27 protein-coding genes are annotated in these 24,919 nt (G+C 70.2%); 15 read left to right on the forward strand and 12 right to left on the reverse strand.

Going from position 1 to position 24,919, the window contains the following annotated elements:
• A partial coding sequence (locus ABE438_RS05165; RefSeq protein ID WP_346501475.1) for a hypothetical protein occupies nucleotides 1-310 on the forward strand: 310 nt, incomplete at its 5' end.
• 29 nt (nucleotides 311-339) lie between these two features.
• On the opposite strand, the gene ABE438_RS05170 is transcribed toward ABE438_RS05165, so the two are convergent.
• On the reverse strand, nucleotides 340-1,284 hold the full coding sequence (locus ABE438_RS05170) for a LysR family transcriptional regulator (RefSeq protein ID WP_346501476.1): 945 nt from the start codon (nucleotides 1,282-1,284) through the stop codon (nucleotides 340-342).
• A 181-nt stretch (nucleotides 1,285-1,465) separates the two neighbouring features.
• On the opposite strand from ABE438_RS05170, the gene ABE438_RS05175 reads away from it, so the two are divergent.
• Complete coding sequence (locus ABE438_RS05175; RefSeq protein ID WP_346501477.1) at nucleotides 1,466-2,053, forward strand: nitroreductase family protein; 588 nt, start codon at nucleotides 1,466-1,468, stop codon at nucleotides 2,051-2,053.
• 111 nt (nucleotides 2,054-2,164) lie between these two features.
• On the opposite strand, the gene ABE438_RS05180 is transcribed toward ABE438_RS05175, so the two are convergent.
• Nucleotides 2,165-2,407: a DUF2312 domain-containing protein gene (locus tag ABE438_RS05180; protein WP_346501478.1), complete on the reverse strand. Its 243-nt coding sequence runs from the start codon at nucleotides 2,405-2,407 to the stop codon at nucleotides 2,165-2,167.
• A 78-nt stretch (nucleotides 2,408-2,485) separates the two neighbouring features.
• On the reverse strand, nucleotides 2,486-3,271 hold the full coding sequence (locus ABE438_RS05185) for an N-formylglutamate amidohydrolase (RefSeq protein WP_346501796.1): 786 nt from the start codon (nucleotides 3,269-3,271) through the stop codon (nucleotides 2,486-2,488).
• Nucleotides 3,272-3,385: 114 nt separating this feature from the next.
• On the opposite strand from ABE438_RS05185, the gene ABE438_RS05190 reads away from it, so the two are divergent.
• The 4 genes from ABE438_RS05190 to pncB all read left to right on the forward strand — a co-directional run bounded on the left by ABE438_RS05190 (nucleotide 3,386) and on the right by pncB (nucleotide 8,169).
• On the forward strand, nucleotides 3,386-4,693 hold the full coding sequence (locus ABE438_RS05190; RefSeq protein WP_346501479.1) for a glycerate kinase type-2 family protein: 1,308 nt from the start codon (nucleotides 3,386-3,388) through the stop codon (nucleotides 4,691-4,693).
• Nucleotides 4,690-5,160, forward strand: a complete 471-nt coding sequence (locus ABE438_RS05195; RefSeq protein WP_346501480.1) for a DUF1036 domain-containing protein — start codon at nucleotides 4,690-4,692, stop codon at nucleotides 5,158-5,160. Before ABE438_RS05190 ends, ABE438_RS05195 begins: the two co-directional genes overlap by 4 nt.
• A 126-nt stretch (nucleotides 5,161-5,286) precedes the next feature.
• A complete protein-coding gene (gene pyk, locus ABE438_RS05200) occupies nucleotides 5,287-6,726 on the forward strand; it encodes a pyruvate kinase (protein WP_346501481.1) in 1,440 nt (479 codons plus the stop codon).
• A gap of 138 nt (nucleotides 6,727-6,864) precedes the next feature.
• Nucleotides 6,865-8,169: a nicotinate phosphoribosyltransferase gene (gene pncB / locus ABE438_RS05205; protein WP_346501482.1), complete on the forward strand. Its 1,305-nt coding sequence runs from the start codon at nucleotides 6,865-6,867 to the stop codon at nucleotides 8,167-8,169.
• On the opposite strand, the gene ABE438_RS05210 is transcribed toward pncB, so the two are convergent.
• The 5 genes from ABE438_RS05210 to ykgO all read right to left on the reverse strand — a co-directional run bounded on the left by ABE438_RS05210 (nucleotide 8,159) and on the right by ykgO (nucleotide 11,422).
• Nucleotides 8,159-8,920: a class I SAM-dependent methyltransferase gene (locus ABE438_RS05210; RefSeq protein WP_346501483.1), complete on the reverse strand. Its 762-nt coding sequence runs from the start codon at nucleotides 8,918-8,920 to the stop codon at nucleotides 8,159-8,161. The genes pncB and ABE438_RS05210 overlap by 11 nt on opposite strands.
• A gap of 171 nt (nucleotides 8,921-9,091) precedes the next feature.
• Nucleotides 9,092-9,835: an RES family NAD+ phosphorylase gene (locus ABE438_RS05215; protein WP_465248565.1), complete on the reverse strand. Its 744-nt coding sequence runs from the start codon at nucleotides 9,833-9,835 to the stop codon at nucleotides 9,092-9,094.
• Nucleotides 9,829-10,242 carry an MbcA/ParS/Xre antitoxin family protein gene (locus ABE438_RS05220; protein WP_346501485.1) on the reverse strand — a complete coding sequence of 138 codons (414 nt, stop codon included), beginning with the start codon at nucleotides 10,240-10,242 and terminating at the stop codon, nucleotides 9,829-9,831. Before ABE438_RS05220 ends, ABE438_RS05215 begins: the two co-directional genes overlap by 7 nt.
• A 286-nt stretch (nucleotides 10,243-10,528) precedes the next feature.
• Complete coding sequence (locus tag ABE438_RS05225) at nucleotides 10,529-11,149, reverse strand: tetratricopeptide repeat protein (protein ID WP_346501486.1); 621 nt, start codon at nucleotides 11,147-11,149, stop codon at nucleotides 10,529-10,531.
• Nucleotides 11,150-11,296: 147 nt separating this feature from the next.
• Nucleotides 11,297-11,422 (reverse strand): type B 50S ribosomal protein L36, encoded by a 126-nt coding sequence (ykgO, locus tag ABE438_RS05230; protein WP_066615235.1) that lies wholly within the window; start codon nucleotides 11,420-11,422, stop codon nucleotides 11,297-11,299.
• A 397-nt stretch (nucleotides 11,423-11,819) separates the two neighbouring features.
• On the opposite strand from ykgO, the gene ABE438_RS05235 reads away from it, so the two are divergent.
• Entirely contained in the window at nucleotides 11,820-12,731 is a 912-nt protein-coding gene (locus ABE438_RS05235) for a tellurite resistance TerB family protein (RefSeq protein ID WP_346501487.1), read from the forward strand.
• 69 nt (nucleotides 12,732-12,800) lie between these two features.
• Here ABE438_RS05235 and ABE438_RS05240 read toward each other — a convergent pair whose 3' ends face one another.
• A complete protein-coding gene (locus ABE438_RS05240) occupies nucleotides 12,801-13,985 on the reverse strand; it encodes a pyridoxal phosphate-dependent aminotransferase (RefSeq protein WP_346501488.1) in 1,185 nt (394 codons plus the stop codon).
• A 368-nt stretch (nucleotides 13,986-14,353) separates the two neighbouring features.
• Between ABE438_RS05240 and ABE438_RS05245 the strand changes: the two genes are divergently transcribed.
• From ABE438_RS05245 to denD (ABE438_RS05275), 7 genes are all read left to right on the forward strand, one after another.
• Entirely contained in the window at nucleotides 14,354-16,189 is a 1,836-nt protein-coding gene (locus tag ABE438_RS05245; RefSeq protein WP_346501489.1) for an IlvD/Edd family dehydratase, read from the forward strand.
• Nucleotides 16,190-16,252: 63 nt separating this feature from the next.
• Entirely contained in the window at nucleotides 16,253-16,504 is a 252-nt protein-coding gene (locus ABE438_RS05250) for a hypothetical protein (RefSeq protein WP_346501490.1), read from the forward strand.
• 262 nt (nucleotides 16,505-16,766) lie between these two features.
• Entirely contained in the window at nucleotides 16,767-17,093 is a 327-nt protein-coding gene (locus ABE438_RS05255) for a hypothetical protein (protein ID WP_346501491.1), read from the forward strand.
• A gap of 8 nt (nucleotides 17,094-17,101) precedes the next feature.
• Nucleotides 17,102-17,767, forward strand: a complete 666-nt coding sequence (locus ABE438_RS05260; RefSeq protein ID WP_346501797.1) for a GNAT family N-acetyltransferase — start codon at nucleotides 17,102-17,104, stop codon at nucleotides 17,765-17,767.
• 63 nt (nucleotides 17,768-17,830) lie between these two features.
• Nucleotides 17,831-18,577, forward strand: a complete 747-nt coding sequence (locus ABE438_RS05265) for an SDR family oxidoreductase (protein ID WP_346501492.1) — start codon at nucleotides 17,831-17,833, stop codon at nucleotides 18,575-18,577.
• Nucleotides 18,578-18,590: 13 nt separating this feature from the next.
• A complete protein-coding gene (gene denD, locus ABE438_RS05270; protein ID WP_346501493.1) occupies nucleotides 18,591-19,583 on the forward strand; it encodes a D-erythronate dehydrogenase in 993 nt (330 codons plus the stop codon).
• A 26-nt stretch (nucleotides 19,584-19,609) separates the two neighbouring features.
• Nucleotides 19,610-20,593 carry a D-erythronate dehydrogenase gene (gene denD / locus ABE438_RS05275; RefSeq protein ID WP_346501494.1) on the forward strand — a complete coding sequence of 328 codons (984 nt, stop codon included), beginning with the start codon at nucleotides 19,610-19,612 and terminating at the stop codon, nucleotides 20,591-20,593.
• Between the two features lie 118 nt (nucleotides 20,594-20,711).
• On the opposite strand, the gene ABE438_RS05280 is transcribed toward denD (ABE438_RS05275), so the two are convergent.
• From ABE438_RS05280 to ABE438_RS05290, 3 genes are all read right to left on the reverse strand, one after another.
• Complete coding sequence (locus ABE438_RS05280) at nucleotides 20,712-21,563, reverse strand: AprI/Inh family metalloprotease inhibitor (RefSeq protein WP_346501495.1); 852 nt, start codon at nucleotides 21,561-21,563, stop codon at nucleotides 20,712-20,714.
• Nucleotides 21,548-22,492 (reverse strand): 2-hydroxyacid dehydrogenase, encoded by a 945-nt coding sequence (locus ABE438_RS05285; protein ID WP_465248566.1) that lies wholly within the window; start codon nucleotides 22,490-22,492, stop codon nucleotides 21,548-21,550. The genes ABE438_RS05280 and ABE438_RS05285 overlap by 16 nt, the downstream gene beginning before the upstream one ends.
• A 252-nt stretch (nucleotides 22,493-22,744) precedes the next feature.
• Entirely contained in the window at nucleotides 22,745-23,503 is a 759-nt protein-coding gene (locus ABE438_RS05290) for a FadR/GntR family transcriptional regulator (RefSeq protein WP_346501497.1), read from the reverse strand.
• A 258-nt stretch (nucleotides 23,504-23,761) separates the two neighbouring features.
• Between ABE438_RS05290 and ABE438_RS05295 the strand changes: the two genes are divergently transcribed.
• Nucleotides 23,762-24,826 (forward strand): ABC transporter ATP-binding protein, encoded by a 1,065-nt coding sequence (locus tag ABE438_RS05295; protein WP_346501498.1) that lies wholly within the window; start codon nucleotides 23,762-23,764, stop codon nucleotides 24,824-24,826.
• Nucleotides 24,827-24,919 lie beyond the last annotated feature (93 nt).

Genomic DNA, 24,919 nt, shown 5'->3' on the forward strand with positions numbered 1-24,919 from the left:
GCGCATCGCCGCGCGACCCCAGCCGCAGCCGGAGGCGCGCACCCCGCTCGCCACCAGCTACGACGCCGACCGCGCCAGCCTCGACCAGCTCTTCGCCACCGCCAGCCGCCCGGCGGCCGCCGCTCCGGCGAGCAGGGGCGTCGCGACCGCCCGCGCCCGCGCCTCCGACGTGCGCGCCAAGGGCTGGATGACCGGGCCGAGCCCGGCGGCCGCGCTCGGCTTCTCCGAGACCGCGCCGAGCGAGCTCAAGACCAGCGGCTTCACCGGCCCGGCCGTGCAGCCCCTGCCGACGAATTTCGTCCAGAACTGAGCGGTCGCCGCTGCCGCCGGGATCCCGTGTCAGATGCCGGCGCCCTCGCTCGCCGCGCCGGCAAGCGCCCCGCGGCATGGGTCCCAGGTCGGTTCGCCGCCGAAGGTCTCGACCAGGCTGTCGATCAGCACGCGCACCTTGCCGGGCACATAGGCGCCCGGCGGCCGCACCACGTAGAGCCCGGTTTCCGGCAGTGGATAGTCGCGCAGCACCGCCTCCAGCCGCCCGGCCGCGATCGCGTCGCTGACGATGAAGGTCGGCACCATCGCCAGCCCGAGCCCGGCCTCGGCCCATTGCGTCAGCGTGTCGCCGCTGTCGGAGCGCAGCCGGCCCGAGGGGCGGATCGTCACGATCCGCCGGTTGACGCGGAAGTGCCAGTCCGGCAGCGCCGTGCCGGTATAGGCGAGGCATTCATGCGCTTCGAGATCGGCGGGAAGCGCCGGCCTGCCATGGCGGGCGAGATAGGCCGGGCTGCCGACCACCACGGTGTGGATCGTCGCGATGCGGCGCGCCACCAGGCTCGAATCCTTCAGGCTGCCGATGCGGACCGCGGCGTCGAAGCGCTCGCCGATCAGGTCGACCATACGGTCGCTCGCCTCGACGTCGAGGCGCAGGCGCGGATGGCGCACCGCGAGGTCGGCCAGCACCGGCGCGAGATGGCGGATGCCGAATGTCAGCGGCATCGACAGGCGCAGCCGCCCCGCCACGCCATCCGCCTGACGCGCCACCGCGTCGCGCGCCTCCTCCAGATCGGCGAGGATGCGCTCGCCACGCGCCTTGAACTCCAGCCCCGCCTCGGTGGGCGCGACTCCACGCGTGGTGCGGCTGAGCAGGCGCGTGCCGAGATCGGCCTCCAGCCGCGCCACCCGGCGGCTGACGATCGACTTCGCCAGGCCGAGCTGGTGCGCCGCACGGCCGAAGCCGCCGGCATCGACCACGGCGACGAAACTGCGGATATCGTCCAGCTCGGACATGAAGCGTTCCTCGACGAGCAACAGTTTAGTGCCCACTATGGGCATTCCGATGCCGCAAGTGAACCGCTACATCTGCCCCGAAGGCCCGCTGCCGTCGTCGCCCGGCGCAGCCGGCCCCGCATTCACCGGCCGACCGCGTCAGCCGACGCGATCCCAAGCCATCGATAATCGTGAGGAAGCCATGCTCGACAAGCTCAAGAAGCGCCGCACCCAGTACGCCCTCGGCAAGACCCTGCCCCTCTCCGAGGACAAGGTCGACGCGCTGATCCGCGAGGCGATCCGCCAGTCGCCCTCGAGCTTCAACTCGCAGAGCTCGCGCGCCGTGATCCTGTTCGGCAAGGAGAGCGACAAGTTCTGGTCGATCACCCGCGAGGCGCTGCGCGCCATCGTCCCGGCCGCCGATTTCGAGGCGACCAGCAAGAAGATCGACAGCTTCGCCGCCGGCGCCGGCACCGTGCTGTTCTTCGAGGACCAGGAGCCGATCAAGGCCCTGCAGGAGAAGTTCGCGCTCTACGCCGACAATTTCCCGATCTGGTCGCACCACTCGGCCGGCATGGCGCAGCTCGCCGTCTGGACCGCGCTGGCCGATGTCGGCATCGGCGCCAGCCTGCAGCACTACACCCCGCTGGTCGACGCCGAGGTCGCCAAGACCTGGAACCTGCCGGCGTCCTGGAAGCTGATCGCCCAGATGCCCTTCGGCTCGAACGAGGCCGGCTTCCCGGAGAAGAGCTTCATCGACGACGCGGTGCGCTTCCGCACCCATCGCTGAGACGCGCTGCCGGCGGGGCGGCGAGCCCGCCCCGTCTCCACGCCTGAAACGCAAAGCGCCGCCCGGCACGTGCCGGGCGGCGCTTTCATGTCCGCTACGCTTCGTCCGCGCTCAGGGCGTCTCGCCGACCGCCTGGAGATAGAGGTCGAGGATCGCCTCCTCTTCCTTGCGCTCCTCGAGGTCGCGCTTGCGCAGCGCGATCACCTTGCGCAGCACCTTGACGTCGTAGCCGTTGCCCTTGGCCTCGGCATAGACCTCCTTGATGTCGTCGGCGATGGTCTTCTTCTCTTCCTCGAGGCGCTCGATGCGCTCGACGATGCTCTTCAGCTGGTCGCCTGCAACCGGATCGTCCATTTTCAGACCTTTCAGTGGGTGATTGCCGGAGGGGTTCGCGCGGATGGGCGCCGAGGTCAAGCGCCAACCGGCGCGACTTCACATCTCCCGTGCCGCCGCCAGCGCACCGGGCATCAGGCGCGCCAGCCGCACGCCCCAGGCGCGGGCGGCATGGGGTTCGCCGATCAGGTCCTGCCGGATCTCGACCAGCGCGTCGAGCAGGCCGCGCCGCGTCGCGTGCCGGTCGATCGTGTCGCCCGGCAGCCCGCCGCGATAGGGCTCGTTGTCGCCGACGACGAGATCGCCCTCCGCCCGCAGCGCCGCGATCAGCGCGCGGGCGAGCCTGCCCTCCCCGTCCCAGAGCACGCCGGCCTGCCAGGGCCGCGGCACGCCCTTCCAGAACGGGGTAAAGGAGTGCAGCGAGACGATCGCCGGCGGATGGCCGGCGGCGAGCGCCTGCGTGACGGCGCGGTCGATCGCGGCGTCATAGGGCGCGTAGAAGCGCGCGACCCGCTCGGCGATGCCGGCCTCGTCGATGCGGGCATTGCCGGGCACGATCGCCCCGTCCGAGATGCGCATCACCAGGGTCGGATCGTCGCGGCCGCGATTGGGGTCGATCAGCAGGCGCGAGAAGCTGGAAAGCACCGCCGGCGCGCCGAGCGCGGCCGCCATGGCGCGCGTCATCTCGGCCGCGCCGATATCGTAGGCGATATGGCGCGTCAGCTGCGCAGCCGGCAGGCCGAGCCCGTCGAGCTGGGGCGGAATCGCATTGCTGGCATGGTCACAGAGCAGCAGCATCCCGGTCGCCGGATCGCCGGGGATGATCTCGACCTCGCCCGGCCGGAGGCCGCCGGCCTCGCTCTGCCCGTTCACATCCGCGCGCATCGCCGGCATCGGACCACATCGTCAAATCGCGGGTGACGCCCGCACGTCTGCGACATAGAAGGAGCCTGAACGAAAGTCGATCGTCGAGGGCGGGATCGCATGGGGGAGAGACAGGTGCAGCAACAAGATGGCGCAGTCGCGGCACGGCGCGCCGTCGCGCGCTCGATCTTCGACGCCGCCGTCGCCCGCGCCCATCCGCGCAGCTGGCTCGTCGACAATCTGCCCGAGCCCGGACGCGACGGCCGCCTGATCCTGCTCGCCGCCGGCAAGGCCGCCGGCAGCATGACCGCGCTGGCAGAAGCGCATTATCTCGACACGCTGCGCCTGCCACCGGCGCGCCTGCTCGGCCACGCCGTCGCCCGCCATGGCTACGAGGCGCCGACCCGCCACATCCCGATGGTCGCCGCCGGCCATCCCGTCCCCGACCAGGGCAGCATCGACAGCGCCGCGCACGCGCTGGCGCTGGCCTCGGCTGCCGGGCCGGAGGATTTCGTGCTGGTGCTGCTCTCCGGCGGCGGCTCGGCCAACTGGGTCGCGCCGGCCGGCACGCTGACGCTTGCCGAGAAGCAGGCGGTCAACAAGGCGCTGCTGCGCTCCGGCGCGCCGATCGGCGAGATGAACGTGGTGCGCAAGCACCTGTCGCGCATCAAGGGCGGCCGGCTGGCGCTGGCGGCCGCGCCGGCACGCCTGCTGACGCTCGCCGTCTCGGACGTGCCGCGCGACGACCCGACCGCGATCGCCTCGGGCCCGACCGTGCCCGATCCCAGCACGCTGGAAGAGGCGCGCGCCATCGTGGCGCGCTATCGCCTCGCCCTGCCGCCGGCGGCCGAGGCGCTGCTCGCCGATGCAGCGAGCGAAACGCCGAAGCAGGGCCACCCCGCCTTCGCCGGCAGCGAATACCGCATCGCGGCGCGCCCGGCCGACGCGATCGCCGCCGCCGTACGTGCTGCCGCCGAAGCCGGCTACGAACCGATCGATCTCGGCCCCGATCTCGAGGGCGAGGCCCGCGAGGTCGCCGCCGTCCAGGCCCGCCACGCCTTGGCGCTCAAGGCGGCCGGCCGGCGCGCCGCGATCATCTCGGGCGGCGAGCTCACCGTCACCATCGCCGGCGACGGCCGCGGCGGACCGAACCAGGAATTCGCCCTGGCGCTGGCGCTGGCGCTCGACGGTGCGCCAGGCATCGTAGCCCTCTCCGGCGACACCGACGGCACCGATGGCGGCGGCGGCGAGGCGACCGATCCGGCCGGCGCCCTGATCGACGAGACCACGCTGGCGCGCGCCCGCGCGCTCGGCCTCGATCCGGCCCAATCCCTGCGCCAGAATGATTCCACCGGTTTCTTCGCGCCGCTCGGCGACCTGCTGGAGACCGGCCCGACCCTGACCAACGTCAACGATTGCCGCGTGATCCTGATCGACCCATGACCCGCAGCGGACCGCATCTCCACAGCCGGCGCGCCTGGCGCGGCCTGCTCGCACCGGCGCTGGCCGCCGGCGCGCTGCTGGCCGCCAGCCAGCCCGCCTTCGCCGACCTGCGCATGTGCAACACCACCGCCAGCCGCGTCGGCGTGGCGCTGGGCTATCGCGATGCGCAGGGCTGGGTCACCGAGGGCTGGTGGAACCTGGCGCCGCGCTCCTGCGAGACGCTGCTCAGCGGCACGCTGGCGGCGCGCTTCTACTATGTCCACGCGGTCGACTACGACCGCGGCGGCGAGTGGACCGGCAAGACCTTCATGTGTACCCGCAACAGGGAGTTCACGATTCGCGGAATCGAGAACTGCCTGCCGCGCGGCTACGACCGGGCCGGCTTCTTCGAGGTCGACACCGGCGAGCAGAAGGGCTGGACCATCCAGCTGACCGACACCCAGGGCGGCGCTCCGGCGCGTCCCTGAGCGCGGCCTTACGGCGCGCCGTGCGGCCGGTGGCGATGAGGGCTTGCCCTCGGCCGCCGGATGCGCGAGGCCTGAACCAAACCACGTGACGAACGGCCGAAGGCCGACCAAGGAGATGACGACGCGATGAAGCGCGAACGGCGGATCAAGATCATCGCGACGCTGGGGCCGGCATCGTCCAGCCCGGAGATGTGCGCGGCCCTCTTCCAGGCGGGCGTCGACGTCTTCCGGATCAATATGAGCCACACCCAGCGCGAGACGCTGCCCGAGCGCATCGCCATGTTACGCGCGCTGGAGACGCAGTTCCGCCGCCCGGTCGGCATCCTCGCCGACCTGCAGGGCCCGAAGCTGCGCGTCGGCCAGTTCGGCGGCGACGGCGGCGCCATGCTGGAGAACGGCGCCCGCTTCGTGCTCGATGCCGACACCGCCCCGGGCGACGCGAAGCGCGTGCACCTGCCGCATCCGGAAATCCTCGAGGCGCTCGAGCCCGGCCACACCCTGATCCTCGACGACGGCAAGATCCGCCTCGTGGTCGAGAGCGCCACGCCCAAGCAGGCCGTGACCCGTGTCACCGTCGGCGGCCGGCTGTCCTCGCGCAAGGGCGTCAGCCTGCCCGACACCACCATCCCCGTCTCGGCGATGACCGAGAAGGACCGTTCCGACGCCGAGGCCGCGGCCGAGGCGGGCGTCGACTGGATCGCGCTCTCCTTCGTGCAGCGGCCGGAGGATATGGCGGAGCTCCGCAAGATCGTGCGCGGCCGGGCGCTGGCGCTCGCCAAGATCGAGAAGCCGCAGGCGGTACTGCGGCTGGAGGAGATCATCGAGGCCTCCGACGCGATCATGGTGGCGCGCGGCGATCTCGGCGTCGAGATGCCGCTGGAGAAGGTGCCGGGCACCCAGAAGCGCATCACCCGCATGGCCCGGCGCATGGGCAAGCCGGTCGTCGTCGCGACCCAGATGCTGGAGAGCATGATCACCGCCCCTGTGCCGACCCGCGCCGAGGTCTCCGACGTCGCGACCGCGGTGTTCGAGGGCGCCGACGCGGTGATGCTCTCGGCCGAGAGCGCCGCCGGCCAGTACCCGATCGAGGCGGTGACGATGATGAACCGCATCGCCGAGGAGGTCGAGAACGAGTCGGTCTACCGCTCGATCCTCGAGTCGCAGCGCGCCCTGCCGGAGGCCACCGGCGCCGACGCCATCGCCAAGGCCGCCCACGAGATCGCGACCACGCTCAACCTCAAGGCGATCGCCGCCTGGACCTCTTCGGGCTCGACCGCCTTCCGCATCGCCCGCGAGCGCCCGAACTCGACCGTGATCGCCCTGACGCCCAACCGGGCTACCGCCCGCCAGCTCACCCTGGTCTGGGGCGTGCACTCGGTGGTGACCAAGGACGCCAGCGACAATGACGACATGGCCTTCCGCGCCTGCAAGTTCGCGGTGCGCGAGGGCTATGCCGCGGCGGGCGACCGCATCATCGTCGTCGCCGGCGTTCCCTTCGGCACGCCGGGCGCCACCAACATGGTCCGCATCGCCTTCGTGGCGAAGGAGCATGTCGAGCGCGCCTGAGGCCGCGCCCGACCGCGCCATGGTCGGGGCCGGCGCCGGCCCCGACGCGCCCCCGCTGAGGCTGTGGCGCGCCGCATTGCCCTGCGGCGCGCGCGTGCTCTACTCCTGTGGCATCCGTCCCGGCAGGCAGCGACGCCCATGACCCTCACCGACATCGCCACCCGGACCTACAACCACAGCTGGCGGCTCGACCCGATCATCCGCAGCCTGCTCGACACCGATTTCTACAAGCTGCTGATGCTGCAGATGATCCGGCGCTTCCACCCGGACGTGCAGGTCACCTTCGGCCTGATCAACCGCACCGCCTCCGTGCGCCTCGCAGACATCGTCGACGAAGGCGAGCTGCGCGCCCAGCTCGACCATGCCCGCGCGCTGCGCTTCACCAAGAACGAGCTGATCTGGCTGGCCGGCAACAGCTTCTACGGCAAGACCCAGATGTTCGCGCCGGACTTCATCGCCTGGCTGGCCGAGTTCCGCCTGCCCGAGTACCAGCTGCGCAAGGTCGACGGGCAGTACGAGCTGACCTTCTCCGGCCCCTGGACCCACAGCATGATGTGGGAGATCCCGGCGCTGGCCATCGTCAACGAGCTGCGCTCGCGCGCCGCCCTGCGCGGCCAGGGCCGCTTCACGCTCGACGTGCTCTACGCCCGCGCCAAGGCCAAACTCTGGGACAAGGTCGAGCGGCTGAAGCAATTGCCCGATCTGCGCATCTCGGATTTCGGCACGCGCCGCCGCCACGGCCATCTCTGGCAGCGCTGGTGCGTCGAGGCGCTGAAGGAGGGGCTCGGCCCGACCTTCTCCGGCACCTCCAACGTGCTGCTCGCCATGGAGAACGACCTCGAGGCGATCGGCACCAACGCGCATGAGCTGCCCATGGTGCTCGCCGCCCTCGCCGAGGACGACGCGGCGCTGCGGCAGGCGCCCTATCGCGTGCTCGACGAATGGCGCCAGGTCTATGGCGGCAACCTGCTGATCGTCCTGCCCGACGCCTTCGGCACCACCGCCTTCCTCGCCGACGCCCCGGACTGGCTCGCCGACTGGACAGGCTTCCGCCCCGACAGCGCCCCGCCGATTGAGGCCGGCGAGCAGATCATCGCCTGGTGGCAGCGCCAGGGCCGCGATCCGCGCGGCAAGCTGCTGGTCTTCTCCGACGGGATGGACATCGATTCGATCGAGGCCGCCTATCACCATTTCCACGGCCGGGTCCGCACCAGCTTCGGCTGGGGCACCAACCTGACCAATGACTTCAGCGGCTGCTCGCCGGTCGGCGCGCCGGGGCTCGAGCCGATCTCGCTGGTCTGCAAGGTGATCAGCGCCAATGGCCGCCCGGCGGTGAAGCTTTCGGACAACCCCAACAAGGCGACCGGCACGCCGGACGAGATCGCCCGCTATCTGCGCGTCTTCGGCGGGGCGGACCGCAAGGCGCAGGCCGTCACGGTCTGAGCCCCTCGCGAGCGGAATCCTCACGACGCTGCGCCGACACCAGCAGCAGCATCGGCCGCTCCAGCTCCTCGGCGAGGCCGGGATTCTCGGCGATCTGCGCGGCGGTCGGTGCGAACTCCTCGACATGGCACACGGTGAACCCCGCCGCGATCAACCCATTCAACGTCGTGCCCAGCCTGCGGTGATGCTTGATCACCCCGTCGGCGAACCAGTTGGTGCGACGCTCGCCTTCCAGCGCGTAGCCGTTCACCGGCCAGGTCTTACGCCCGTCCTCGTCGCGGCTCCAATGCGGATGCGCCGCCGCCATGTAGATCGGGTGCTCGATGGTGAAGACGAGCCGGGCACCGGGTCGCAAGGCACGCCGGATCATGCGGACCAACCGGCCGAAATCCGCGATATAGTGAAAGGCCAGCGCGCTATACGCGAAGTCGAACGCCGCCGGCGCCAGGTCGAGCGTCTCGAGATCGGCGATCTCGTAGGCGATCGCCGGATCCTCGGTCAGCGCCTTGGCGCGCGCGATCATCCGGGCCGACACGTCCAGCCCCGTGACCGCAGCCGCCCCCTGCTCGCGCGCCCAACGGGCGAACCAGCCGAAGCCGCAGCCGAGATCGACCACCGCCTTGCCGGCCAGATCCGGCAGCAAGGCGCGCACCGCCGGCCATTCCGGCGCGGCGGCCAGCCCGTGCACCTGCCGCGGCAACTGGCTGTAGCCGGCGAAGAAGGCCGGATCGTCATAGATGTTCTGTGCCATTCAAGGCTCCGTCTCTGCCGGGGGGAGGCCAGGCTCGCGCGGCGCCCGCCGCCTTCGCGGTGAGACGGTCCGGCGAGCTGCGCACCTCGAGGCCGACGCGATCGGCACTCTGGCATCGCGCTTGTGCCGGCGGCCGGCGCACCAGGCGCGAAAATCGCGATGATGCGGCGACTATTCGGAAGCCCCCCGGAGGCTGTCAACGACCTCGCCGATCCGGAATACCCGCCCGGTGCCGGCCTCGCGGTAGAAATCCACCCGCACGCCGTTCCAGTGATAGTCGAGATGCCGGCCCTGGACCGGCAGCGTCGCGCGATCCGGCCAGAACAGGCCGACGCATGTGCCATCGGGGCGGCGCACGCTCGGATAGACCACGCCGTCGCTGCCCTCCCGGCGCAGCTTCGCGCCCAGCGCCTGCGCGGCGGCATAGTCGTCGGGCAGGAGACAGGGGCCTGCGCCCGCAGCCTCCCCGCGCAGATCGTGCAGCGACGCGTCGATCGTCAGCACCAGCTCGCGGAACTGCGAGGCCCAGCCCGGCGTCTCCGCCGTGCGCGCCATGAAGCGGGCATGATGGTGGATGGTCTCGAACAGCGCGGTCTCGAAGCCCTCCGCCGCATAGAGCACGCCGAAGCTGCCGTCGCTGAACCGGCTCGGCCGGTCGCGGCTGACATGGGTGAAGGGCGCCATCAGGAAGCTGGCGCCCGGGCCCGAGACGCGCCGCTCCGGCGGCACGAGGTCGAGATTGCCGACCGTCTCCATCAGCCGCGGATTGGTCTTCATCTCGGCGCTGAGCAGCAGCGGCCAGTCGGCCGGGTCGGCGATGTCCTCGAACAGGTCGATCGGCGGGAAGGCGCTGCGGATGATGCGCACCGCGCCCGGCCAGGCGACCCGCGACACCGACGGGGCGGCGCTCACCAGAGCCCGCGCTCGGCGTCGAGATAGCGGCGCACCCGCATCAGATCGGTGAGCTCGCCGCCGAGCATGACCTCCAGCGCCGAGCGGCCGGCGAAGGCGGTGTTGGCCGCCCTGATCCAGTCATAGCCGCGCTGGGGCTCGCGAAAGATCAGCCGCAGCGCCTTGTGGATGCCCATCAGGTTGGAGAGGCGCGCCTTGCCGTCGCGGTCGATCCGGCCGATCTCGCCGGCCTTCCAGCGGCGATAGCTGCGCAGCGTCTGGTCGAGGAGCACGCAGGCCTCCTCGTCGGTCAGCCCCCAGAGCCTGAACAGGTTGACCGCGGCACGGAACATCGCGGCCGCCTCGGCATCGCTGATCGCAGCCGGAGAGAAGGCGGGAGGAAGCGTCTCGACGGGCGAAAGCCGGTTCATGGCAACGTCTCCATATGGCATGATATGCAGATTTACTGCCATATGGCAAGAGACGGCCGATGAGAGTGCGGTGGTGTCCGCCGAGCGCGGCCTGAATCCTTGCGCGCAGAGGCGCCGGGAGGTCGACGACGGGAGAATCACGCCTGCCTTGCAATGGGGAGCGAGCCGCGGGCGTCGGCGAGCCTGCGTCTCGCGCGACTCACCGAAAGACGAAGCGGATGACAGGGCTGCGCCGGCGGCGATTCACGGCCGGCGCGGGCAACAGCCGGCTCGCGCGGACTGCGACTCAGGTGTCGCGGCCATCGACCTCCCTGGTCAGGGCCTTCACCGCGTCCTTGCCGGCCTCGAGCTGCGGGTAGACCGCCAGCGCCCGACGATAGGCCACCATGGCGCGCTTGTCGTCGCCCTGCTGGCTCAGGATCATGCCGAGCCCCATCATCGCGCCGTAATGGCGCGGCTCGCGCTTCAGCGTCTCGGCGATGTCGATCAGCGAGCGCGCCGGATCGCCGAGGAGGAAGAGCACGTTGGCGCGCTGGTTCCAGGCCTCGGCCCAGTCGGGACGCAGCGCGATGACACGGTCGAGCAGCTCGACCGCCAGCGGCAGATCCTGCGCCTGCGCAGCCGTGCGGGCCCGCGTCATCAGCAGGTCGGCGGTGTCGGAGCCCGAGCGGGCCCAGCGGCGCTGGATCAGCCCGGCGATGCCCTTCGCCTCCTCCGACGTCTTGGCGGCGGCGAGCCGCTCGAACAGCCGGTCCAGGGTCGCGGCCGGCCCGCGCGGCTCGGCGGGCGCCTCGACGGCCGGGGCTTCCCGCTCGGGCGGCGATTCGGCCTGGGCGACGGCGGTGCGCGGCACAAGCACGAGCAGCAGCGGGATCGACGCGAAGCGAAGGATGCGGAAGGCCTGCATGGCGGAAACCTGACGCCGCCGGCCGCCGCAGTCAAATCACGGGGCGGCGATGGCCGGCGCCCATGCGAAAAAAGCGGGCCGCAAGAACTGCGGCCCGCTCGATTCGGTGCGATGCGCGCGCAAGGCGGCCCGAAGGCCGCCCGCGACTCAGCCCTGGCGGGCCTTGAAGCGCTTCTGGACCTTGTTGATGATGTAGACGCGGCCCTTGCGGCGCACGAGCTGGTTGTCGCGATGACGGCCACGCAGCGACTTCAGCGAATTACGGATCTTCATAACTCAGACTCCCGTCGGCGAGCCTGCCGGCCCACCGGTCAAATATTCCCCGGCGCGACGTGGGCCGAGCGACCCTCATCGAACAAACGACCCGCGCGCCTGATGCGATGCCGGCTGTATAAGGATTTTTCGACGGAAGGCAAGGGGGAAGGCGCCCCGTCCCCTTACGCTAGGGCAAGAACCCTGCCATTGTGGCGCCATGCTCCCGTGGCTCCTGTCCGCCACGAAACGGAGCTCAGCCGGCAGGCGGTCGCTTCGGCGTCGCCGGGGCGGGCTGCAAGAGCTGGAGCCGACCGCCGATTGCCGACCCGGTTGCCGAAGACCTCGTGTCAGGACCTTGCGGGCTCCACGGCCGCAACCGATCTCAGGCAATGCCTATCTCAGGGAGCCTACCCCGATGTTCAACGCCAAATCTCTTCTCGATGCCCTGATCAGCGCCGGCAGCCAGGCCGGCGCCGCGGGCGGGGGGCAGCCCGGTGCCGGCGGCCAGCAGGGCGGCCTCGGCGGCCTGCTCGGCGGCCTCGCCGAACAGGTGCAGAAGGCGGGCGGGGCCGGCGGTCTCGCCGGCATGGCCGGCAAGATCCTCGGCCAGGCCGGTCAGGGCGTGCAGGACGCCGCCCGCGACACCGGCCTGCAGCGCGGGGCCGGCGACCTGGTCGGCCAGCTCTCGGGCAAGACGCCGGAGGAGATCGTCGCGCAGGTCCGCGGCATGCTCGGCAGCAACCAGCTCGCGGCCGGCGCCCTGCTCGGCGGCCTGGGCGCGCTGGTGTTCGGCACCTCGGCCGGCCGCTCCATCGCCGGCTCGGCCGCCAAGCTCGGCGGCGCCGCGCTGATCGGCGGCCTCGCCTACAAGGCCTGGCAGAACTATCAGGCCGGCAAGCCGATGCTCGGCGCCGACGACCAGCCGCTGCTGCCGGCGCCGCGCGGCTCGGGCTTCGAGGCGGAGGCGACGACCGAGACCGGCGCGCTGGTCTTCATCCGCGCCATGATCGCGGCCTCGACCTGCGACGGCCATATCGACGATGCGGAGCGCGCGGCGATCCTGGGCGGGCTGCGCCAGGTCGGCCACGACGCCGAGGCCAATGAATGGCTGGCGCGCGAGATGGCCAACCCGGCCAGCGTCGACCAGCTGGTCGAGGGCGCGCAATCGCCGGAGATGGCGGCGCAGATCTATACGGCAGCGCGCATCGCCATCAATCCCGACACCCCGGCCGAGAAGGACTTCCTGGCCGGGCTGGCCGGCTCGCTCGGCCTCGACGCCGAGCTGGTGGCGAACATCGACGCCGCCGCCAGCGCCGCCAAGGTTTGACGGCGCGAGACGAAAAAGCCCGGGCGGTTCACCCGCCCGGGCTCTCGTCGTGTCAGGCTCTCGCGCGCCTCAGGCGGCCGGGGCGCGCTTCAGGAACGCCTTCATCCGCTCCAGCGCCCGCTCGATGTTCTCCAGAGAGTTGGCGTAGCTCAGGCGGATGAAGCCCTCGCCGTGCACGCCGAAATCCGGGCCGCCGATCGTGGCGACGCCGGCGTCCTCGAGCAGGGCAGAGGCCAGCTTCTTGGCCTTCCAGCCGGTCTTCGAGACGTTCGGGAAAGCGTAGAAGGCGCCCTTCGGCGTGGCGCAGGAGACGTTCTCCATGGCGTTGAGCCCGGCGACCACCGCCTTGCGGCGCCGGTCGAACTCGGCCGCCATGGCGTGCACCGCGTCCTGCGGGCCGGTGAGCGCCGCGATGCCGGCCCATTGCGCCGGGGCGTTGACGCAGGAATGCGAGTTCACCGCCAGCTTGCGGGCATTGTCGTAGAGCGGCTTCGGCCAGACCGAGTAGCCCATGCGCCAGCCGGTCATCGCATAGGTCTTCGACCAGCCGTTGAGCAGGATCAGCCGGTCGCGGATCTCCGGATAGCTCAGCAGGCAGACATGCTTCTCGCCATCATAGAGCAGCTGGTCGTAGATCTCGTCCGACATCACCGCGACGTCGGGGAAGCGCGCCAGCCCGGCGACGAGCTTGTCGACCTCGGCCTTGGGCGTGACGCCGCCGGTCGGGTTGGCCGGCGAGTTGATGATCAGCAGGCGGGTGCGCGGCGTGATCAGCGACAGCGTCTCCTCGGCCGAGAAGGCGAAGCCGTTCTCCTCGCGGATCGGCACCGGCACCGGGGTCGCCCCGGTGAACTCGATCATCGAGCGATAGATCGGGAAACCCGGATCGGGATAGAGGATCTCGGCGCCCGGCTCGCCGAACATCAGGATCGCCATGAACATGGTGACCTTGCCGCCCGGAACGATCATCACCTCCTCGGGCGAGACCTCGACCTGAAAGCGCTTGTGCAGGTCGGCCGCCACCGCCTCGCGCAGCGGCAGGATGCCGTTGGCCGGGGTGTAGCCGTGATGGCCGTCGCGCAGCGCCTTCACCGCCGCCTCGACGATGTGGTCGGGCGTCGGGAAATCGGGCTGGCCGATGCCGAGATTGATGATGTCCTTGCCCTGCCGCTGCAACTCCGTCGCGCGGGCGAGCACCGCGAAGGCGTTTTCCTCGCCGATGCGCGAGAAGGCGGGAACGACGTGAAGCGTCATGGCGATCTTCCTCTCCTGACAGCCGCCGTCTTGCTGCGCGGCAACGTCACGGGCCTGTGTGCGGCCCCGGCAGTCTCTTGGCCGCAAAGCCTTCGGCGACGCAAGCCCGCCTTCGGCCGCCGGTACCTGCGCCAGAGGCCGAGCGGGGCAGCAATTGGAACACTTGCAAACTGGGCCGATCGGATTTTTGCTGGCGGCCGCGCCGAAACGGCGTCTGGCGCGGCCGCAACGGCTGCTGTATGCAGAATACAGCGCCCGTTCCGGTCATGCCGGCCACGTCGGCGCATGCCGGGACATATCGATCAAATCGTTTTAGGGTCTGACCAGGCGGCATGAAGTCCGCCCATGTCGCGAGAGGAAGACTGAGGATGGCCAAGACGCCGACAGGCAAGACGGGCGCGAAGAAGCCGGCCCGCCGCATCAAGCCGGAGCAGCTGCGCTCCAAGGCCTGGTTCGACAACCCCGCCAATGCCGACATGACCGCGCTCTATATCGAGCGCACCATGAATTTCGGCCTGTCGCGCGAGGAGCTGCAGTCGGGCCGCCCGATCATCGGCATCGCCCAGTCGGGCTCCGACATCGCGCCGTGCAACCGCCATCACCTCGAGCTGGCCAGCCGCGTCCGCGACGGCATCCGCGAGATGGGCGGCGTGCCCTTCGAGTTCCCGATCCATCCGATCCAGGAGACCTGCAAGCGGCCGACCGCCTCGCTCGACCGCAACCTGCAGTATCTCTCGCTGGTCGAGATCCTCTACGGCTACCCGATCGACGGCGTCGTGCTCACCACCGGCTGCGACAAGACCACGCCGGCCCAGATCATGGCCGCCGCCACCGTCGACATCCCGGCGATCGCCCTGCCCGGCGGGCCGATGCTCAACGGCAACTTCCGCGGCGAGCGCACCGGCTCCGGCACGATCGTCTGGAAGGCGCGCCAGATGATGGCCGCCGGCGAGATCGACTATCGCGGCTTCGTTGACCTTGTCGCTTCGTCGGCCCCCTCGGCCGGCCACTGCAACACCATGGGCACGGCCTCGACCATGAACGCGCTCGCCGAGGCGATGGGCATGACCCTGCCCGGCGCCGCCGCGATCCCCGCGCCCTATCGCGACCGCTACGAGATGGCCTATCTCACCGGCCGCCGCATCGTGGAGATGGTCTGGGAGAACCTGATCCCCTCCAAGATCCTCACCCGCGAGGCCTTCGAGAACACCATCGTCATCAACTCGGCGATCGGCGGCTCGACCAACGCCCCGATCCACGTCAACGCCATCGCCAAGCATATCGGCGTCAAGCTCGACAACGAGGACTGGACGAAGATCGGCTACGAAGTGCCGCTGCTGGTCAACATGCAGCCGGCCGGCGAGTATCTCGGCGAGGACTACTATCGCGCCGGCGGCCTGCCCGCCGTGATCGCCGAGCTGATCGCCAAGGGCAAGCTGAAGCCGGCCATCACCGCCAACGGCAAGACCCATATCGAGAACTGCGAGGGCGCCTTCGCCGAGGATCGCCGGGTCATCAAGACCTATGACGAGCCGATGAAGAAGGAAGCCGGCTTCCTCAACCTCTCGGGCAACCTGTTCGATTCCGCGATCATGAAGACCAGCGTGATCACCCCGGAATTCCGCAAGCGCTATCTCGAGAACCCGAAGGACCCGATGGCCTTCGAGGGCAAGGCCATCGTCTTCGACGGCCCGGAGGACTACCACCACCGCATCGACGATCCCTCGTTGGCGATCGACGAGCACTCGATCCTGTTCATCCGCGGCGTCGGCCCGGTCGGCTATCCGGGCGCGGCAGAGGTCGTGAACATGCGGCCGCCGGATTACCTGATCAAGAAGGGCGTCTCGGCGCTGGCCTGCGTCGGCGACGGCCGCCAGTCCGGCACCTCCGGCTCGCCCTCGATCCTCAACGCCTCGCCGGAAGCGGCGACCGGCGGCGGGCTCGCTCTGGTCAGGACCGGCGACATGGTGCGCATCGACCTGAAGAAGCGCACCGCCAACATCATGATCTCGGACGAGGAGCTTGCCGAGCGTCGCGCCGCCTTCAAGGCCGCCGGCGGCTACAAGTATCCCAAGAGCCAGACCCCCTGGCAGGAGATCCAGCGCAAGATCGTCGACGAGCTCTCCGAGGGCATGGTGCTGAAGCCGGCGGTCAAGTACCAGAAGATCCACAAGAAGTTCGGCGTGCCGCGCGACAACCACTGACCACGGCCGGGGCCGGCGGCGAAAGCCTCCGGCCCCGTTCGCATCCCGGTGCCCGGAGACGGCATGGAGCCCTTCATCGAGGCGATCGGCGCCGGCGGCATGCTGGCGCTCCTGGCGGTCGCAGGCGCCGTGCTCGGCGGGGCGCTGGGCCACTGGTTCGCGAAGCCCGGCCGCAAGCGGATGATCTCCGGCGCGATCATGGGGGCGCTCGCCCTGCCGCTCGGCGCCATCGCGCTGACGGTGCACCTCACCGCCCTGCTGATCGGGGCGTTCGCCATGGCGGCCGCGGTCGTCGTCGGCGGTTTTCTCGGCTGAGGCCGCCGGCGCGGCGCCGGCGCCTGGCATGAGCCACGTGCATCCGCATCCGCCCTGGGATGCGTCGCATCGGGGCTGACAATCCCTCGCGACGACGACACTATGCGCCACCAACCGAGGCGGCTCGTTTGAAACGATTGAAAATGCCCCAGCGCCCGCAGGCCGTTCCGCTCCTCGCATGTGATGGCGACCCTGTCGCCCCGGGCTGCGCGCGCCGCGGACGGGCGCTGGCCATGCACCGGCGGGCGACCGGAGCGCGCTCGTGAGCGGCTCCCTCCTCCTCGCCCCCGCCTGGGTCGGACAGAGCGGCCTCTGGCTCGTCGACGCCAAGGGGCGCCGCAAGCCGGTCGACGCCGAAGGTGCTGGCCTCTCGGACGATCTGGCCGACCGGCTCGAGAGCTGGATGGATTCCTTCGACGCGATCTATGACGAGGACGACGAGGCGGCCAGCGACTTCGCCGGCGACGCCGAGCGCGAGGCCTTCCTGCGCGAGGGCGAGGCGATCGCCGCCGCCATCCGCGCCGAGCTCGGCGACGACGAAGCGCTGGCGGTCGACCTGACCGGCTGGCGCGCGGGGGCCGCGCCATGACCCAGACCGTGCCGCCGCTGCTCGACTGGACTCCCCCGCCCTTCCCGCCCGCCAAAGTGCTCGACGGCCGCTGGTGCCGGCTGGAGCCGATCGACGCCGCCCGCCATGGCGACGACATCTGGGCGGCGATGCAGGGCCGCAACGATCTCTGGACCTGGATGCCGGCCGAGCCGCCCCCGACCCGCGAGGCCTATGGCGAGCTGCTCGCCGGCATGGCGGTCAAGCCCGGCATCGTGCCCTTCGCCGTGGTCGACAAGGCCGACGGCAAGGCCAAGGGCCATCTCTGGCTGATGGAGATAAGGCCCGAGCACGGCGTCTTCGAGGTCGGCTACATCACCTACTCGCCCTCGCTCCAGCGCACCCGCGTCGCGACCGAGGCGATCCATCTCTGCGGCGAGTACGGCTTCTCGCTGGGCTATCGCCGCTTCGAATGGAAGTGCAACGCCCTGAACGAGCCGTCGCGGCGCGCGGCGCTGCGCTTCGGCTTCCGTCACGAGGGGCTCTTCCGCCAGCATATGGTGGTCAAGGGCCGCAACCGCGACACCCACTGGTTCTCCATTCTCGACAGCGAATGGCCGGCCGTGTCAGAGGCCTTCCGCGCCTGGCTGGCGCCGGAGAATTTCGACGCGGCCGGCCGCCAGTTGCGGCCGCTGGAGAGCTTTCGCTCAGCCTGAGCGCATCACGTCCCGCCCGCTCGAGGGTCCGGGATCAGACAAGGACGAAGAAGGACCAAGGCGATGGCAGGACGTTTGAAGGGCAAGGTCGCGGTCATTACCGCGGCGGGACAGGGCATCGGCCGCGCGATCGCCGAGGCGTTCGTGGCCGAAGGTGCCACCGTCTGGGCGACCGACAAGGACGTCGCGCTGCTGGAGGGGATTCCGAAGGCCAAGAAGCGCAAGCTCGACGTGCTCTCGACCAAGGCGGTCGAGGCCTTCGCCGAGAAGGTCGGCCCGATCGACATCCTGGTGAACGCCGCCGGCTACGTGCATCACGGCACCGTGCTCGACTGTGACGACAAGGCCTGGGAGTTCTCCTTCGACCTCAACGTCAAGTCGATGCACCGCACGGTCAAGGCCTTCGTCCCCGGCATGCTCGCCGCCGGCAAGGGCTCGATCGTCAACATCGCCTCGGGCGCCGGCTCGGTGCGCGGCATCCCGAACCGCTATGTCTACGGCGCCACCAAGGCGGCCGTGATCGGCCTGACCAAGGCCGTCGCCGCCGACTACATCAAGAAGGGCATCCGCTCGAACGCGATCTGTCCCGGCACGATCCAGTCGCCCTCGCTCGACCAGCGCATCAAGGACCTGGCGCAGCTGCAGAACGTCAGCGAGGAGGCCGCCCGCCAGGCCTTCATCGATCGCCAGCCCATGGGCCGCCTCGGCACCGCCGAGGAGATCGCCATGCTGGCCGTCTACCTGGCCTCCGACGAGTCGAGCTACACAACCGGCCAGATCCATCTGGCCGATGGCGGCTTCGCCCTCTGAGCGGTCCGGCGCGATGCATGTCCTGATTACCGGCGCGGCCGGCATGGTCGGCCAGCGCCTGGCGGCGCGCCTCGCCCGCGAGGGCGCCTGCGCCGGGCGGCCGATCGCGCGGCTGACGCTGACGGACATCGTCGCGCCCCCGCGGCCCGCCGGCTTCGACGGGCCGATCACGATCCGCACCGAGGATTCCGGCACGGCCGCCAATGCGGCCGCGCTGGCCGCGCTGCGGCCGGACCTGATCTTCCACCTCGCCGCGATCATCTCCGGCGAGGCGGAACGCGATTTCGACAAGGGCTACCGCGTCAATCTCGACGGCATGCGCAACCTGCTGGAGGCGATCCGTGAGGAAAGCACCCGTAACGGCCCCTATGTCCCGAAGCTGGTGTTCTCCTCCTCGAGCGGCATCTTCGGCGCGCCCTTCCCGCCAGCGATCTCCGACGATTTCCACGCTACGCCCCTGACCAGCTACGGCACGCAGAAGGCGATCGGCGAATTGCTGCTGGCCGATTATTCCCGGCGCGGGCTCGTCGAGGGCGTCGGCATCCGCTTCCCCTCGATCGTCATCCGCCCCGGCAAGCCCAACGCCTCGGCCGGCGGCTTCTTCTCCGGCATCGTCCGCGAGCCGCTGCAGGGCCAGGAGGCGCTGCTGCCGGTCGGCGAGGACGTGCTCTTCACCCATGCCAGCCCACGCTCGGCCGTGGGCTTCCTGATCCACGCCGCCTCGCTCTCGCGCGAGGCGCTGGGCCCGCGCATCAACCTGACCATGCCCGGCGTCTGCGTCACGGTCGGCGAGCAGATCGCGGCGCTGCGCCGGATCGCCGGCGAGCGCGCCGTCAAGCTGATCCGCCGCGCGCCCGACGAGGCGGCGGCCACCATCGTCAAGGGCTGGCCGACGCGCTTCGAGGCCAGCCGCGCGCTCTCCCTCGGCTTCCGCGCCGAACGCGATTTCGACGAGATCATCCGCGTCCATATCGAGGACGATCTCGGCGGGCACCTTCCCACCTGATCCAAGAAAACACGAGGAAACACCCCATGCATGTTCTCGTTCTCGGCGGCGCCGGCATGGTCGGCCGCAAGTTCATCGAGCGCCTCGCCCGCGACGGCGCGCTCGGCGGCAAGCCGGTCGACAAGGTCACCGCGCAGGACATTGTCGCCGCCACCGCCCCGGCCGGCGCGCCCTTCGCCTTCGAGGCGATCGCCTCCGACATGTCGAAGCCCGGCGAGGCCGAGAAGCTGATCGCCTCGCGCCCGGAGATCATCATCCATCTCGCGGCGGTCGTCTCCGGCGAGGCCGAGGCCGATTTCGACAAGGGCTACCTGATCAATCTCGACGGCACGCGCTATCTCTTCGAGGCGATCCGCCATGCCGGCGACGGCTACAAGCCGCGCGTCGTCTTCACCTCCTCGGTCGCGGTCTTCGGCGCGCCGTTCCACGACAAGATCGAGGACGAGTTCTTCACCACCCCGCTGACCAGCTACGGCACCCAGAAGGCGATCGGCGAACTGCTGCTCTGCGACTACAGCCGCCGCGGCTTCTTCGACGGCGTCGGCATCCGCCTGCCCACCATCTGCGTACGTCCCGGCACGCCGAACAAGGCGGCCTCGGGCTTCTTCTCCAACATCATCCGCGAGCCGCTGAACGGCCAGGAGGCGGTGCTGCCGGTCTCCGACCAGGTCCGCCACTGGCACGCCTCGCCGCGTTCGGCCGTCGGCTTCCTCGTCCACGCCGCCACCATGGACACCGCCGCGATCGGCCCGCGCCGCGCGCTCACCATGCCGGGTTATTCCTGCACGGTGGCCGAGCAGATCGAGACGCTGCGCAAGGTCGCCGGCGACAATGTCGTCAAGCGCATCCGCCGCGAGATCGACCCGGTGATCGACGGGATCGTCGCCGGCTGGCCGCGCAACTTCGACGCTAAGCGCGCCGCCTCGCTCGGCTTCAAGGCGGAGAAGAACTTCGAGGAGATCATCCGCGTCCATATCGACGACGAGCTGGGCGGCACCTTCGTCGCCTGATCCGACACCGCAGCTGCAAAGCCGCCTGCGATGCCCGCCCCCGTGGCGGGCATCGTCATCTCCAGCGTCGCGATCGCGCTTCTGTCGAACGGCCGGCCGCCGCCGCCTCGCCGCCCCTCTAGGGCAGCTTGCGCAGCATCAGCGGCGCGCCCACGGCGGGGTCCTTGCGCCAGCCCCCGTCCTCGAAGACCAGTTCCACTGTGTGCCCGCGCCGGGCGATCAGGGCGAGCCTGCCGTCCAGGTATCGCCAGCCGACGGGATCGAAGATGGTGAGCCCGGTATCGGTGCAAGGCCCCTCGAACTGCACGAGCGCACCGCCTGCGGCCTTCCGCGGCTCGGCCGTCAGCCGCAGCCGGCAGGCCTCGCGCCCGCGCTGGCGCATCATCGCATAGACACCGGGCAGGCTGTCCCTGTCCGGGGCCGTGGCGGGATCGACCGGAGTCGGGCGGCTGGCGGCGGTGGCGGCCCGCTCGGCGGCGCTCGGCTCGCGCCGGGGCGCGGCACGGACATGGCCGGCGGGATCGAGCCCGTAGGCGGCGCCGTCGCTGCCCTTGCCCCGCCGGCCAGGCGAAGCCGCCTCGCCGAAGGCGATCACCACCTTGCCGGCGGCGTCGAGCAGGCGCGGCGCGCCGTCGACCACCGTCCAGGCCGTGACCTCCGCCAGGATCGGCAGCGCCCGCCGGCAGGTCGCCGGGAAACGGAGCTGGCGGCCATGCGGCACGGTCTCGGCGCCCAGCGTCACCGTGCAGCGGCGCGGCGCGCCGATCCGCTCGATGTCCCAGGCGCCGGCATAGGGGCGAAGCTGCGCCGGCAACTGCTCGCTGCCGGCGGGCAGCACGCGCGTCTGAGCCAGCGCCGGCAAAGCGCCGGCCAGCAGCAGAACCGCCGGCAGCAGCCGGCGGCAGGACGATGCCGGCCGCGCCATCGGGCGCGGCGGCGTCGTGCGGGCGATGCTCAGGCTTTCTTCCATGGCGTCTCGGCGACGGGCGTCTTCGGCCCCTTGCCATCGAACCACGAGACGAGGTTGTCCACCAGCAGCTGGCCCATCTGCTCGCGGGTGTGGACCGAGGCCGAGCCGACATGCGGCAGCAGCACGACATGGTCGAGCGCGATCAGCTCGGCCGGGACGCGCGGCTCGTCCTCGAACACGTCGAGGCCGGCCGACAGGATGGTCTTGTCCTGCAGCGCCTTGATCAGCGCCTGCTCGTCGATGACCGTGCCGCGGCCGACATTGACCACGATGCCGTTCGGGCCGAGCGCGGCCAGCACCTCGGCATTGATGATGTGGTGGGTCGAGGCGCCGCCGGGCGCGACCGAGACCAGCGTGTCGACACCCTTCGCCATCTCGACCAGCGAGGGATAGTAGCGATAGGCCACGTCCTCCTGGCGCGAGCGGCCGTGATAGACGATCTCGAGGTCGAAGGCCTCGAGGCGGCGGGCCACCGCCTTGCCGATGCGGCCGAGGCCGACGATGCCGACCTTGCGCTTGCGCAGCGAGCTGGTCAGCGGATAGGCGCCCTCCAGCCACTTGCCGGCGCGCAGATAGCGGTCGACCTGCGGCAGCTGGCGCACGGTGGCGAGCAGCAGGCCGATCGCGATGTCCGCGACCTCCTCGGTCAGCACGTCGGGGGTGTTGGTGACGATCACGCCGCGGCGGCCGGCCTCCTTGGCATCGACATTGTCGTAGCCGACGCCGAAATTCGCGACGATCTCCAGCTTGGGCAGCGCGTCGAACAGGCCGGCATCGATGCGCACATGCGAGCCGCCGCCGGCGACACCGCGGACGCGGGTCGAGAGTTCCGCCAGCATCTTCGCCTGGTCCGGGGCCTTCCACAGCTCGTGCACCGTGAAGCGCTGCTTGAGCTGGTCGGCGGCATAGGCCATCAGCGGGCCCGTCATGATGATTTCGGTCTTGGTCGCGTCCGTCATGGCCTGTGCTTTCGTGATGGGCTGATCAGGGATAAGCCGGTCCGGCTTGATTTCCAAACTTTGAAACGATTGAATAGATGTAGACCGCCCCGCCCCCCGGTGGAACGCCCGACATGCGCAGGGAGGGGCCGCTTGCGGAGCAGCCCGGCCGGCCCATGGCCGCCGGCCACGAGGCGACAGGCCCCGGCGGCGGCCCGATGCCGGCTATATAGTATGACTTATTCACGGCTGAGCGGGCCCCCCGGCCTCCCGGCGCGCCGCGAGGAAGCTCAGCGTGCTGTTGAGGCTGTCGATCACCAGCCCGCTCATCCGCACCGCCGCGAGCTCCGCATCCTGCTGCGCGATCGCCTCCAGCACGCGCTCGTGGTCGATCAGCGAGGCGGTGAAGACGAAGCGGTCGTCCGGCGCCTTCAGCAGCAGGGACCATTCGATCGTGGCGCAGACCAGCGGCACCATGCATTGCAGCGGCGGATTGCCGGTGGCGGCGAAGATCGCCGCGTGGAAGGCGAGATCGGCCCTGACACTCGGGTCCGAATAGGGCGGGTTGGCCGCTATGTCGCGGAAGGCGCGCTCGAGCCGGCGCAGATCCTCGCCGCTGCGCCGCTGCGCCGCGAGCCGGGCGGCGCTGGGTTCGACGAACTGGCGCAACTCGAAGAGATCGCGGATGAATTTCTCGGTCGGATCGGCACGGAAGTGCCAGGCGAGCACGTCCGGATCGAGCAGGTTCCAGGATTCGCGGGCCGCGACCCTTGTGCCGCTCTTCGGCCGCGCCTCGACCAGCCCCTTGCCGCTCAGGAACTTCACCGCCTCGCGATAGGCGGTGCGCGACACCGAGATCTCGCCCTTGAGATCCTCGACATTGGGCAACAGCGCGCCGGCGGGAACCTCGCCGCGGATGATCCTGACCGCGAGCTTCTGCGCCACCTGGGCGAAGAGGCGGTCGGGATTGATCCGGCTGCGATGGGCGGGCGTCGTCGGCATCGCGGATCGGTCCCGTTTTCTCCCCCGGCGCGACGGGCGCCCGGGCACCGATCCCGGCGCCCCCGGCGCTTGACACGCTTCTGTCTATGATATGACTTTATCGCCGGCTGAAACCGGCACCACAAGGGCTTCGTCCCTGCGCGCCGGCCTTCAGCCCGTCGGTCACATAAAAACCGATAAGTCACTCGCGGCAAATGCCGCCGAATTGGGAGGTGTGTCAGGCACCTCCGGGGAAACGAGACCGGGAGTTAAGGCAGTATGGCCTCAGTCCAGATCGCCGACGTGCGCAAGGCCTATGGGTCGACGCAGGTCATTCATGGCGTCAACATCGACATCGAGGACGGCGAGTTCGTCATTCTCGTCGGCCCCTCCGGCTGCGGGAAGTCGACGCTTCTGCGCATGATCGCGGGGTTGGAGAACATCTCCGGCGGCGAGATCCGCATCGGCACGCGCGTCGTCAACGACGTTCCGCCGAAGGAGCGCGACATCGCGATGGTGTTCCAGAACTACGCGCTCTATCCGCACATGACGGTGGCCGACAACATGGCCTTCTCGATGAAGCTGCGGAAGGCGCCGCAGGCGGAGATCGACCAGCGCGTCAACAAGGCCGCCCAGATCCTCGGACTGACCAACCTGCTCGAGCGCTATCCGCGCCAGCTTTCCGGCGGCCAGCGCCAGCGCGTCGCCATGGGCCGCGCCATCGTGCGCGATCCGCAGGTCTTCCTGTTCGACGAGCCGCTGTCGAACCTCGACGCCAAGCTGCGCGTGCAGATGCGCACCGAGATCAAGGAGCTGCACCAGCGGCTCAAGACCACCACCGTCTACGTCACCCACGACCAGATCGAGGCCATGACCATGGCCGACAAGATCGTCGTGATGCATGACGGCATCGTCGAGCAGATGGGCGCCCCGCTCGAGCTCTACGACCGCCCTGCCAACCTCTTCGTCGCGGGCTTCATCGGCTCGCCGGCCATGAACATGCTCAAGGGCACGATCACGGCCGAGGGCTTCGAGACCGTCGACGCGCAGGGCAAGAAGACGCTCTGGCCGATCGGCAATCACCCGGCCGATTCCAACGGCAAGGCCGCCGTCATGGGCATCCGCCCCGAGCATCTCGCCCTCGACCCCACCGGCATCCCCGCCGAGGTCGTGGTCATCGAGCCGACCGGCTCGGAGACCCAGGTCGTCGTGCGCAGCAGCGGCCAGGAAATGACCTGCGTCTTCCGCGAGCGCATCACCGCCAAGCCCGGCGAGACGATCAACATCCGTCCCGACACCTCGGTGACGCATCTGTTCGACGCCGGGACCGGCAAGCGCATCTGAGCGCCTCGGCCGCGGCCGCACGGAGAACACTCCGGCGGCCGGCACTGGCCCATCAGAAACAAACCGACGGGGCTCCCATGCAGGGCCCCGCGA

Origin of the sequence: Allobosea sp. TWI1241, assembly GCF_039673065.1 — a bacterium.
Lineage (GTDB): Bacteria > Pseudomonadota > Alphaproteobacteria > Rhizobiales > Beijerinckiaceae > Allobosea.